Raw genomic sequence first — 12,269 nt, 5'->3', positions numbered from 1 at the left:
CGTCAGTCCCCGGCCTGGGCGAACCGTTCGGCGATGCGCGTGCGCCACACCTCGTACGCGGGCACCGCGCCGTCCACGCAGGGGTCGGGCAGGGACTCGGCGCACACGATCGAGGCCTCCTCGGGCGTCATCCCGTCGCACAGCACCCGGGTGGCGAGCTCGGTGTGCGGCGTGACCAGCCCCGCCTCGACCCGCGCGGACGCGGCGAACGCGCTGCCCTGGGCGACCCAGCGGCGGTGCTTGTCGGCGCGCTGCAGGAACTCGGCCAGCTCCTGCTCGCCGGCGCCGCCCGCGTAGGTGGCGGCGAGCCCGGCGCCGGCGTACAGGTCGGCCCGGCGGCTCTCCGGGAACTCCTCGAAGATGTCGGCCACCCGCGCCGCGTCGGTGCCGGCCACGAACCAGGTCGCCCGGCCGATGCCCTGGTCGATGACCCGGTCGGCGTACCAGGACCAGCCCTTGCCCGGCCAGGGGAAGTTCGGCTCCTGATACTGCTCGTGCACGTACTTGGCGGTGCGGAAGTAGGCCTGGTGGAAGCCGTACCCGTCCAGCACCAGCCAGCGCAGCAGCGGGTCGGCGGTGTACATGGAGGACCACCGGAACCGCGGCACCCGTGCCATCGCCCAGCCGACCCCGACGTAGACCATGTAGACGTGGCGCGCGGCCTGGCCGGTCAGGAAGCGCTCCACGCGGTGGGCGTGGCCGAACGGCAGGCCGTCGCGTACGGCGCAGGCCATGGCCGCGCCCTCGTAGGCGAAGCCGCGGAACTCGTAGGGCACCTGTTCGAGCCCGGACTCGGCGTCGGTGGGACCGGCCGCCTCGGCCGCGAAGCCGTACCCGGTCAGGAAGGACATGCCGACCGTTTCGAGCAGGTCGCGGGCGGCCGGGTTCTTCTCGTAGAAGCCCCGGGTGGAGAGCCTGGTCTCGGCCATGTCCGGTGTCAGGACGCGGCGTCGCAGTGCTCCCATGATGCTGGCCATTTCTTCTCCCGTCGTCGGAGGGTGTCTTGATGGAGTGCGGTCCGCCGGTCAGCGGGCCGCGGCGCCGTCCCGCGCGCGCAGCCGCGCCCGGATCCGCTCGCGCCAGAGCTCGTACTGCGGCTCGGGCCCGGTGCCGACCCGTTCGACCTCGGTCGCGTCGGCGATCTCGACCGCCTCGAACACGCTCAGCCCGGTCAGTGCCTTGACCGCGACCTCGGTGTGTCCGGGCACGAACCCGGACCAGTCGCGGCCCTTCGCCGCGAACACGGCGCCGAGCGCGAGCTCGTGCCGGTGCTCGTCCGCGCGCTCGCGCAGGGCGGCCAGTTCGTCGGCCCCGGCTCCGCCGGCGAAGCAGCAGGCGAGCCCGACGCCGGCCCACAGGTCCGGGCGCCGGTCGGCGGCGAAGCGGTCCACGGCGTCGGCCACCGCGCTCGGGCGGCCGCCGTGGATGAACCACAGCGCGCGGCCGATGCCCTGGTCCACGGCCCGGTTGAAGTAGCCCGGGTGCCCCTCCCAGGGGTAGGGCTTGGGCCGGGCCTGGCGCTCGACCCAGCGCTTGGTGTCGAAGTAGGCGCGGTCGAATCCGTACCCGTCGACGGCCAGCCAGCTCATCGTCGGGTGGAACGGCGCGTCGCCGAGGTCCGGCAGCACCTTGCGCCACAGCGGCCGCGGCAGCCGGGCCATCGCGAAGCCGATGCCGATGTAGGTCAAAAAGATGTGCGGCTGCCCGGACCCGAGCATCAGGTCCCTGGTGCGGTGTCCGCGCATGGTGTCGCGCACGGTGAAGGCCATCGTCGCGCCCTCGTAGGCGAACCCGCGCATCTCCGGCTCGACCAGTTCCAGCCGTCGTTCCACCTCCCACAGCGTGCGCGAGTCGATGCCCCATTCGAATCCGCAGATCACACTCTGCGGTATCGCCTCGAGCCGCCGGGTGGCGGGCGTGGCGGTGATCGGGAAACGGCGGCCGGCGAAGCTGACCGATGCCAGCGAAGGGGTGAGCACGAGTCTGCGGAGCGATCCGAGCGCAGTGGGCATCCGGGGGCACCTTCCTGAGGTTGTAATCTTCGAGTCCTGCGACGCACGGGTTTCTTTCCCGGTGAGCGCACAGACGACGCGGGTCTGGCCGGCGAGTTGTCTTCGCCGGCCATACCGTCGTCGCGGGGTCGCTCTCAGCCGCCCCTGAGCACGTCCGGATTCACCGGCGGGCAGGCCGGGGCGGCGGCGTTGGGGCGGTCGAGCAGCCTCTGGCCCTGCTCGTTCGCCGCGCCGACCTCCTCCGGCAGGGCCCGGAAATCGACCATCCTGATCTCCACCCGATTGCGCGGGCGGGCGCGAGCGAACGATTCCCCCGCCGCCACGCGCGCGTCACCGAAACCCGGCAGCGCATGCTCGTCCGTACCGGGAATCCTCGGGCTGCCCGCGAGCCGTACTTCGATGACGATCGGGTCCTGCACTGCGGTCGAATCTGACACGGTGTCCTCCGCGTTTTGTGCGGCTGTGTCACTCAACGTAGATGCGCGGCACGCGTGTTCACCTCTCCCTGATTGCCGGACGTGTGCGGGGAATCCGCGTTATCCCGGCCGGGCAATTTCGGAGATGTCCCGGCGATCGGCAGATCGGACAATCGCCGCAGCACAGCACCCGAAGACGGGGCGGGTGGCGCGCGCACCTGGTCAGAACTCGAAAGCAAGAATCAGCATGGGCATATCAATGCGGTCCGGGCGCCCGGCCGTCGCTCGCGTCGGCCGGATCGCGGATGCCCACGCCTTCTTCCGACACCGCACACGAACCCGAATGGCCGCCGCCACCCCGCCTTTAGCATCACCCTGACAACCTGGCGATCACCGACGAGACATACGGCAACTCGCTTAGTAATATGCGCTGCATGGGAAAAGTCATTCTGCACAGCGCGGTCACCGTCAACGGCGCCTACGAGGCGCCGACCCCGGAGGATTGGTTGGAGCTCGACGGCGACAGCCGCGATGCGAGCCTCGATCAGCTGACGATCGCCGACGCGATGCTGCTCGGACGCAAGACCTATGAGGGCCTGGCGGCCGTATGGCCGAAACTCGTTGACGTCCCGGGGATGGAGACCTTCGCGGCCCGGATCAACGCCATGCCGAAATACGTCGGATCGCGGACCCTGTCCGGCCCGTTGGAGTGGAACGCGACGCTGATCGAGGGCGACCTCACCGAGAGCGTGGCGAAGATCAAGGAGAACAGCACGCTGTGGGTCTCCGGATGTGGGGAGTTCGCGCAGGCGCTGGCGCAGCGCGGCCTGATTGACGAGTACTGGTTCGGCGTGCACCCGAGCCTGTGGCCCGCCGGCCCGCGGTTCTTCGACGGCTTCGGGCCGCTGCGGCTCGAGCTGGTGTCGGCCACGCCGTACAAGTCCGGGGTGGTCACGCTCCGATACCGGCCGCGAACGGCCTAGGCAGCGGCGTGACGGGAAGGACGATCAAGGGCGCCGTCGTGTCGGTGGACGGCTCCGTGGAGGTCGGTTCCCCGTCGGCCAGACCCACGGCCGGGGCGGTGTGCCGGCCGCGGGCGAGCACGTCTTCGTCGTCACCCACCGGGCGCCGGACGACCGGGGTTTCGCGGACACCGCGCCGTTGACGTTCGTCACGACGGTGTCGAGTCGACGATCCGGCAGGCCCGGGATCTCCCGGGTGACCGGATCGTCGACCTCGCCGCCGGCCGGATCGGCGGCCAGGCGCCGCGCCTCGGGCTGAGTACACGCCGCGGGCCGGCCCACGGCATCGACAACCACCTGCGACAGTTGCGCGGACCCTTCTGCGCGCCGCGCCACCGAGTGTGCTGCGACGTGAGTCACCGGCAAGTGGGAAGACGCGTCTCCCTTGTCCCGCTGCGAAGCTGGGTGCCGTCGACTACGTAGGAGGTCAAGGTGTCGAGCACCGATGTTCCGACGCGGGAGGAACTGGTCCGCAACGTGGCCGGACTGGCTCCCGTACTGAAGAAGCACGCGAACTGGTCCGAGCAGAACCGGCGGGTTCACGACGAGTCCATCGAGGCGCTGGCCGAGGCCGGCGTCTTCAAGCTGCGCCGCCCGAAGCGTTACGGTGGTTTCGAAGCCGACACCCGCACGCTCGTCGACGTCGCCACCGAGCTCGGCTGCGCCGACGGCTCGACCTCCTGGGTGGCTTCGGTGTACTGGATCCCCACCTGGATGGCCTGCCAGTTCCCGGAAACCGTGCAGGACGAGGTGTTCGCGACCCCGGACGTGCGAGTGTGCGGCACGCTCAGCCCGTCCGCGATGGCCGCGCCGGTCGACGGCGGCGTCGTGGTGAACGGCAAGTGGGGCTTCATCAGCGGGGCGCTGCACGCGCAGTGGCAGGAGATCATCGCGATCCTCGTCCCGGCCGAGGGCGAGCCGTACCCGATCATGGCGCTGGTTCCGCTGTCGGATCTGCTGATCGTGGACGACTGGGACACTGCGGGCCTGCGCGGGACCGGCAGCGTCTCGACGGTGGCCCAGGACGTCTTCATCCCGGCCGAACGCGTGCTCCCGCTGCCCGCGGTGCTGGAGGGGCAGGGCGGTGCGGCCGGCTCGATCTACCGGGCGCCGCTGCTGCCGGTCGCCTCGGCCTCGTCTGTCGGCACGCTGCTGGGCTTGGCCAAGGCGGCTCAGGACAGCTTCCTCAAGCGGCTGCCGGACCGCAAGATCACTTACACCGCTTACGCATCGCAGCGCGAGGCCCCGATCACGCACTACCAGGTGGCCGAGTCTGCGCTGAAGATCGACGAAGCCGCGTTCCACGCGCACCGGCTCTCCACTCTGGTCGACACGAAGACCGTCGAGGGCGGCTCGTGGAAGCTGGAAGAGCGCGCGATCGCACGGGCCGACCTCGGCGCGGTGGTCCGCCTGGCCAAGGAGTCCATCGACATCCTGGCCACGGCCTCCGGCGGCTCCTCGATCTATCAGGGCATTCCGATCCAGCGGATCGCCCGCGACGTCGCCGCGATCAACCTCCATGCGTTGATGCACCCGAACACCAATGCCGAACTGTACGGCCGTGTGCTCTGCGGCCTCGAGCCCAACACGCTCTACATCTAAGGGGACCGTCATGACCACGACCGAAACCGGCACCGCCGCCGATCAGGCCGCGATCGCGGCACTGACCCAGAAGGTCATCGCCGCCTGGGCCTACGGTGACGCAGACTCGTTCGCCGGCGTCTTCACCGAAGACGGCACCATGATCCTGCCCGGCGTCTACAAGAAGGGCCGCGACGAGATCCGCGCATTCCTGGCGGAGTCGTTCGCGGGCAACTACAAGGGCACACAGGTCACCGGGCGGCCGCTGGAGATCCGCTTCTTCACCCCGGACTCCGGCGTTCTCATCACCCAGGGCGGCGTCCTCGCCCCCGGCGAGACCGAGGTCGCGGACTCCCAGTCGATCAAGGCCTCCTGGACCGTCGTGAAGCGGGACGGATCCTGGCACCTGGCCTCCTACCAGAACACCCCGGCCAAGCAGCAGCTGCCGAAGCCCGGCACCCACTGACCCCGGACCAGGACGCCTGCGGTGACGGAGACGGAGACGCGATGATGTTGGACGGTGAGACGCCCGCGGTGGCGGTGATCGCCGGCACGCCTTTCGACGCCGGCCTCGGCGCCGAGTTGCTGCGGGCCAAGGGACTGGCGGCGGTTCCGTATGGCATGGCGAATACGCCGCACGAGCAGGACTCGATGCAGTACCAGGATCCCCGCGGGCTGGCTGCGGCGTTCCACGCTCGCCTCCACGGCCTGCACGCTCGGGGGACCGAGCTGGCGATGCTGTTCTGCAATTCGATGTCCGCCGTGGTGGACCACGACAAGGCGGCGCTGCCGGTGATCTCGCCCATCGCCGTCTACCGGGAGGTGTTTCCGGAGTTGCGCTCGTCATTGGTGATCACCGGGAACGCGCAAGCCCTCGTCGGTGTCGAACGGACCACCTGGCAGGTCAGCCCCGGCCATCGGATGGTCGGGTTGTCGGATCCTGCCCTGGTTAGCGGGATCGAGACCGGTGACCCGGAAGCGGCCTTCACCCACTCGCACCTGCCGACGACGCTGCGCTTGGCGCAGCGCCTCGACCTGGACGCCGTCGTCCTCGCCTGCACGCACTTCACCACCATCCTGCCGCTGATCACCGCGGCCTGCGACCTGCCCGTCATCGACGTCGGCACCCGGCTCGTAGAGCTGGCGACGCTGGCCGTCACCGGGTCGCAGATCCCTGGTTGAGCCGGTCCCATGCGGTCCCGATCCCGGTCCCGGTCCCGAGCGTTGAGCGCGAAGCGGCCCGGGACCCGGTCGGGGCCCGCGACGTCGCCAGGGCGATCTGATGCGCCGGGCGGCCGGGCGATTTCGAGCAGCATTCAAGACGTCGCCGGCCCGGACTGCACGGATGATGAAGGGGCTTCCTGCCGGTCGAACCGTTCGGGTCGGCCCATGGCACGGAATCAAGCTCAACCTTTCCGGTACCGTCGGCAATGTGGAGTAGGAAATGGACAAGTGCCCTTACGTACTGGACCGCACCGGCAGTGACCTGCACGGGGAGAACAGGAACCTGCGCGCCCGCGGCCCTGTCACTCGGGTGGAACTGCTCGGCGGATACACCGCCTGGTCCGTGACCGGTTACGACGAGGCGAAGCAACTGCTCGTCGACTCCCGGATAGCGAAGAACACCAAGGACAACTGGCCCGAGTTCCTGCAGGGCCGGGTGTCGCAGGACTGGGAGCTCTACTCCTGGCTTGTCATGGACAACATGCAGACCAGGGACGGCGCGGAACACGACCGCCTGCGCAAGCTCGTCGCGCAGGCCTTCACCGGCCGAAGGGTGGCAGCGACCCGGCCGATCATCGAGGGCATCGTGCGCCGGCTCCTCGACGACCTGGAGAAGGTGCCCGCCGGCGAGGTGGTGGACATCAAGGGGCAGTACTTCTACCCGCTCTCGACCATCCTCGTCTGCGACCTGCTGGGCATCCGGGAGGAGGACCAGGTGACCATGCTGCAGGGCGCCCGCGTGAACGCCAAGACGACGAACACGGCCGAGGAGGCCGAGGCCAACCTCCACCAGACGCACCAGGCGCTCGGCCAACTGGTCGAGACCAAGCGCCGCGAGCCGGGCGACGACCTCACCACCGTCATCCTCAGGGCGACGGAAGACGACGAGGCGCCCCTGACCGACGAAGAGGTCCTCGGCTCGGTGCACCTGCTCATCGGCGGTGGCACGGAAACCACGGCCAACGTCCTGTGCCACACGGTCGTCGACCTGCTCACGCACCCCGACCAGCTCACCGCGGTCCTCGCCGGGAACGCGAGCTGGGAGGCGGCGTGGGAAGAGGAGGTCCGCAAGGACGGCGCCGTCGGCTCGATGCCGTTCCGCTGCGCGATCGACGATATCGAGATCGCCGGGGTGACCATCGCCAAGGGTGACCTGGTGCTCATCAACTACGCGGGGGCCGGCCGTGACCCCGCGAGGTACGGCGACACCGCCGACGAGTTCGACATCACCCGCGCGGACAAGGGCAGCCTGAGCTTCGGTTACGGCCGGCACCGCTGCCTCGGCCCGGCGCTGGCCAACATGGAGGCGATGGTCGCGCTGCCGGCACTGTTCGAGCGGTTTCCCCACCTCAGGCTGGCCGTTCCGGCCGCCGAGCTGAAGCCCGCCGCGACGTACATCTTCAACGGGTACGAAGAAGTCCCGATGGTGCTGCAGGGCTGAGGGTCCGAGGGAAGGAAACTTCGATGCAGGCCGTGGTGGGTACCAGACCACTGTGCAGCCAGCTCAGCGCCGGGGACGGAGCGGCTATCCTCGTTGCCGACTTCCAGCCGCTCACCCCGGCGCCGCGGCTCAGCAGGCTGATCAGCGACGCCGCCACCGGTCACCCGGTCTACCAGGTGGATCCGCGCGGTGCGCTGTCCGGTGACCGGCTCTACGCCGCCCTGCCGGACCTGGCCGAGGAGGCAGCGGCCATCTTTCGCGCAGGCGAGTCTTCGGCGGCAACGGAGCAGCGGGCGTTCGTCGTGAGCCACTGCAGCGCCGCGGGTTTGTCCCTGCGGATCGCCAGTCTCCTGAGCAGCGACCGGGAAATCACCACCATTCTGGTGCAACCGACCTGGCCGGGCGACGCACACGTCACCGAGCGACTCGTCGAGTTCCAGGGAAAGCTGGGCGCGGGCAGCCGGCCGCACCCTGACCTGGATGGCGATCCGTGGTCCTGTATCGCGGAGATAGAGCGGCACATGACTGAGGACCTGACCGGGTTGGCGACACGGCTCGGACTCGGTGCCGTCCCCCTGGCATTCTCCGAGCTGCGGGTGTCTTACCGGACGTGGCTCGCCTTCCTTCTGGCCTGCCGCAACGACCAGCCGGCGAAAGCGCCCTCCGCTGCGGTCGCGGTGTCAGTGCTGACCGACGAACCGGGCTTCGTGTTGCCCGGGGCTGCTCCGGAGCGGTGCCGGATCACACCACCACCCCCCGCGGAACGGCCTGATGCCGTGACACCAGAGCTGGCCACGGCGGTACTCGACCAAATCAGCAGCTACTGAATCGGTGGTCACGGAAGTAGTGGACAACCTGGTGAGCAGCGTCAATGCGAAGTAGCGTCCGGCGGTGCGGGTCAGACATCACGTGTCCCTGCGAGGAGTCGACCCTGATCGTCACCGACGACGGCGCCCTGGGACAGGCCATCCCATCACATCATCGTCTTTGTGCCTGGGAGTCGTTCGCGGCGGTCGCGATGAGGGCCCTTATGACGTTCTCGTGGGTGGGCTGAGGCCCTGATCGACAGCGGCCGCCGTGTCCCGTCCAGATGATCGATTCCCCATTGGTCTGGGTCGTCTGGGCTCGCGACCACGGCCGCACTCGGCCACGGTCATCGTTCCGAGCCGCCCGGTATCCCAGCCGTACCGAAGGGCGGCCTGCGAGGTTGGGCAACGTGAGATACGCGGGTGCGGGGGCTGGGTGATTGACTCGATGGTGCGATGGTTTCCGAGCTCGTGAGGAGAGTGCTGACCCTTGTTCACCACTGATGCTGTTGCCGCACCGGCCGAGGGAGCCCCGCTCGGGATCACGTCGGTCGCCCGACGCGACGTTGGTCCGCACGACGTGCTGATCGACGTGGCCTACTGCGGGATCTGCCATACCGACATTCACATCGTACGCGGGGAGTGGGGGCCGCGGTCTTACCCGCTGGTGCCCGGCCACGAGATCATCGGGACCGTCGTCGCGGTCGGAGCGCAGGCGACCCGGTTCTCACCCGGAGACCGGGTCGGGGTCGGCTGCATGGTCGGGTCCTGTGGGGACTGCGCGAGCTGCCGGTCGGGGCAGGAGCAGGACTGCGCGGCCAGGGTCGGCACCTACGGCGACCCCGACACCGACGGCACCACCACGCAGGGCGGCTACGCCGGAAGGATCGTGGTGGACCAGCACTTCGTGCTCCGCATCCCCGAAGGCCTCGACCCGGCGGGGGCCGCACCGCTGCTGTGCGCCGGCATCACGATGTACTCCCCGCTGCGCCGCTACGGCGCCGGCCCGGGCAAGAAGGTCGCCGTGATCGGACTGGGCGGCCTCGGCCACATCGGCGTCAAGCTCGCCGTCGCGATGGGCGCCGAGGTCACCGTGCTGTCCCAAACCCTGAAAAAGCGGGAGGACGGCATACGCCTCGGCGCCACCGACTACCACGCGACCGGCGACCCCGACGCCCTGGCCGGCCTCGGCGGCCAGTTCGACCTCATGATCAGCACCCTCAGCGCACCCCACGATCTCGCCGCCCTGCTGTCCCTGCTGACGCCCGGCGGCACCCTTGTCACCGTGGGCATTCCCCCCGAGCCCCTCGCATTGCCCGCTTTCGCTCTCATCATGGGCCGCAAAACCCTCGCCGGCTCCCTGTTCGGCGGCATCGCCGAAACCCAGGAGATGCTCGACTTCTGCGCCGCCCACGGCATCACCGCCGACATCGAGGTCATCACCCCCGACGCCATCAACACCGCCTACGACCGCGTCCTGGCCTCCGACGTCCGCTACCGCTTCGTCATCGACACCGCCACCCTCTCCTGATACGGCAGTTCCGATCGGCGCCGCAGTGTGAGCCGCGCGGATGCGCGAGGGCGGCAGCCTCCTGATCATTGAGCACGGCGGATACGACAACAGTCGCCGGTGGAGCGGAAGAACTGTGGTGGCCGGCCGAGCCTGCCGGCCACCACAGCCCGCGGCGGATGCGACGACTCCTCGGCGAGGCGGCGTGGGACGCCGAAGCCCGTCCGTGAAAACGGACGGGCTTTCGTGCTCGAGCAACTCGCCCATCCGGACGCGGTGTTGATCGCCGACGATGTCCCGCGTCAAGCTTCTGGCACAGAGGTGCGCCGCGGGATGCCGATGAGCGTTGCGAACCTCGGGCCGGCATCACTGCGTCCTGGCGTTTCGCCTCGGGGTCCGCGGGAGGGGCCAGGTCCTCGGCGCTCTTCTCCCCCACCCCCAGCTCGGCCGCGGCCTCGCCGAGGAGGCGGTTTTGAGCTCTTCGTTCTCCCGCTCCGACTGCGCCTCACGGCTGGTGGTCTTCGACGTGGTGCCTGCCTCCTACCCCATGTACACGCCTTCGCGCGCTCGGAGTACGCCCCAGCGCCCCAGCGCCGGCGGCCGGCACCGGGCCGCGTCCCCCGCCGGGCGGCATCGCGCAAACGTTCGCCCACGACTCCCCCGGACCCCCGGTGGCCGGAACGAAATCCCCAGCGGACAGACCAAGAAGGGGAGAACCGCGCTTCGCGGTTCTCCCCTTCTTCCCACCAGTACTGTGGCTATCGCCGCGACGGGTCATCGCCGGGAGGTGGGCGGCCTGTCCGTGGTCGGGGCTACCGGTGGTCGATCACTTGACCGGGTTCTGCCTGGCCGACCACAACCGGCCCTGCCGAGGGGCGGCGGACGGCGTGTCGCAGGACCCGCCGCAGCATTCCCGGGCGCATGAGCGACTGGGGCGGGTCGATGAGCCCGGCGACCCGCATGAATCCCTTGGTGACCTCTTCGTCCTTGGTCGCGGCGTAGCGCAGCCGCGCCATGTAGCCGTTGCCGACGCGGACCTTGATCGTCCGTCGTCCCTCCACCTCGGGGAAGTCGAGATCGCCACCCGCGGAGATTTCCCACGGCGTGTCGATGACGCGGGCGATGTCCGCGAAGAACCGTTGCGGCTGCGGCGCCATGCCCTGCCGCAGGTGGTCACGCAGCGTCAGTGACTCGATGGCGGCGACGCTCATGCCCTGGCCGTAGACCGGGTTGAAGCTGCACACCGCGTCGCCCAGGACCAGCAGACGCTCCGGCAGCCGGGTCAGCCGTTCATAGCGACGCCGAACACTGGCCGGGAAACGGAACGAGACAGGCTCGTCGAGCGCCTCGCCGTCTCGAATGGCCTCGTACACGTCCGGTACCGGCAGCGACTTGGCGAACTCGAGGAACGCTTCGGGCTCGGTCGGCGGGAAGTCACCGAGGATGCCCGTCAGGGACACGATGCACGTGTCCGGGCCGACCTGCCCGAAGAAGGCACCGCGCGGATACTCGGGTGAAGCGACCGGATTGATCGACTGGACGCCGTCGAACCACTCCGGACGCGTCCGGTAGTGCCGAGTCGTGTAGGCGAGACCGATCTTTATCCGTTCCTCTTCGGGGCGCTTGTAGCCGAACTCCTCCAGCCAAGCGGGAGTTCGAGACCCGCGGCCGGTGGCGTCGACGACCAGATCGGCCTCGAGCACCTCCGCCGTGGCATCCTCCGCCCGCTGCTGCACCCGCACACCCACGACCCGGGCACGGTCGGGCGTGCCGACAAGCCCGAGGATGTCGTGCCGTTCCAGGAACTTGACGTTCGGCAGGGCCGCCACCCTCGACCTAACATGGTGTTCGAGGACCGGCCGCGGAGCAGTGATCGAGATCAGTCCCGTGTGCGCCGGCTGCAGCCGCCTGGCGTCGAAGTACCAACGCATCTCGCCGAGATCGCCGATCGGCACGCCGGCCGCGCCCAGCTCGTCCGTCAGGCCGGGGAACAACTCCTCCAGAATCAGGTGGCCGCGGGCGTGCAGGCCGTGGGCGTGCACGGTGTGGGGTGCGCCCTTCCGCGGAGAGCTGACTCCGAGCACCTCGTCGCGCTCGACGACGAGCACCTCGTCGTAGAACTCGGTGAGCACCCGGGCGGCGAGCACGCCGGCCATGCTTCCGCCGAGCACCACGGCCCGGCCTCCGAGGCGGCCGTTCATCGACCCACCTCGGCGTTCACCCTCGGCGCCCACGACCGCTCGGCGACGGCACGGAC

Annotated in this window: 11 protein-coding genes; 7 read left to right on the top strand and 4 right to left on the bottom strand. The window is 69.5% G+C overall.

Translation table 11 applies throughout. The features are described from left to right. Positions 1–2 precede the first annotated feature (2 nt). The 3 genes from KDL01_RS01785 to KDL01_RS01775 all read right to left on the bottom strand — a co-directional run bounded on the left by KDL01_RS01785 (position 3) and on the right by KDL01_RS01775 (position 2,431). Complete coding sequence (locus KDL01_RS01785) at positions 3–977, bottom strand: DUF1702 family protein (RefSeq protein ID WP_212526508.1); 975 nt, start codon at positions 975–977, stop codon at positions 3–5. Between the two features lie 48 nt (positions 978–1,025). Continuing rightward, on the bottom strand, positions 1,026–2,012 hold the full coding sequence (locus tag KDL01_RS01780; protein WP_212526507.1) for a DUF1702 family protein: 987 nt from the start codon (positions 2,010–2,012) through the stop codon (positions 1,026–1,028). A 134-nt stretch (positions 2,013–2,146) separates the two neighbouring features. After that, on the bottom strand, positions 2,147–2,431 hold the full coding sequence (locus tag KDL01_RS01775; RefSeq protein ID WP_212526506.1) for a hypothetical protein: 285 nt from the start codon (positions 2,429–2,431) through the stop codon (positions 2,147–2,149). Between the two features lie 431 nt (positions 2,432–2,862). On the opposite strand from KDL01_RS01775, the gene KDL01_RS01770 reads away from it, so the two are divergent. The 7 genes from KDL01_RS01770 to KDL01_RS01740 all read left to right on the top strand — a co-directional run bounded on the left by KDL01_RS01770 (position 2,863) and on the right by KDL01_RS01740 (position 10,033). Further along, positions 2,863–3,411, top strand: coding sequence for a dihydrofolate reductase family protein (locus KDL01_RS01770; RefSeq protein ID WP_212526505.1), 549 nt, complete (start codon positions 2,863–2,865; stop codon positions 3,409–3,411). A gap of 471 nt (positions 3,412–3,882) precedes the next feature. Then, entirely contained in the window at positions 3,883–5,052 is a 1,170-nt protein-coding gene (locus tag KDL01_RS01765; protein ID WP_212526504.1) for an acyl-CoA dehydrogenase family protein, read from the top strand. A 10-nt stretch (positions 5,053–5,062) separates the two neighbouring features. Further along, on the top strand, positions 5,063–5,497 hold the full coding sequence (locus KDL01_RS01760) for an SgcJ/EcaC family oxidoreductase (protein ID WP_212526503.1): 435 nt from the start codon (positions 5,063–5,065) through the stop codon (positions 5,495–5,497). Between the two features lie 41 nt (positions 5,498–5,538). Next, complete coding sequence (locus tag KDL01_RS01755; RefSeq protein WP_212526502.1) at positions 5,539–6,213, top strand: aspartate/glutamate racemase family protein; 675 nt, start codon at positions 5,539–5,541, stop codon at positions 6,211–6,213. A gap of 262 nt (positions 6,214–6,475) precedes the next feature. Then, positions 6,476–7,696 carry a cytochrome P450 family protein gene (locus tag KDL01_RS01750; protein WP_212526501.1) on the top strand — a complete coding sequence of 407 codons (1,221 nt, stop codon included), beginning with the start codon at positions 6,476–6,478 and terminating at the stop codon, positions 7,694–7,696. Positions 7,697–7,719: 23 nt separating this feature from the next. Then, positions 7,720–8,523, top strand: a complete 804-nt coding sequence (locus KDL01_RS01745) for a hypothetical protein (protein ID WP_212526500.1) — start codon at positions 7,720–7,722, stop codon at positions 8,521–8,523. A gap of 469 nt (positions 8,524–8,992) precedes the next feature. Further along, entirely contained in the window at positions 8,993–10,033 is a 1,041-nt protein-coding gene (locus tag KDL01_RS01740) for an NAD(P)-dependent alcohol dehydrogenase (protein ID WP_212526499.1), read from the top strand. 791 nt (positions 10,034–10,824) lie between these two features. Here KDL01_RS01740 and KDL01_RS01735 read toward each other — a convergent pair. Beyond that, positions 10,825–12,213 (bottom strand): FAD-dependent oxidoreductase, encoded by a 1,389-nt coding sequence (locus KDL01_RS01735; RefSeq protein ID WP_212526498.1) that lies wholly within the window; start codon positions 12,211–12,213, stop codon positions 10,825–10,827. Positions 12,214–12,269: the final 56 nt, after the last annotated feature.

Source organism: Actinospica durhamensis, from assembly GCF_018139695.1.
GTDB classification, from domain to species: Bacteria; Actinomycetota; Actinomycetes; order Streptomycetales; family Catenulisporaceae; genus Actinospica; species Actinospica durhamensis.
Note: the sequence above shows the minus strand (reverse complement) of the source record. Positions and strands in the feature narration are given on the sequence as shown.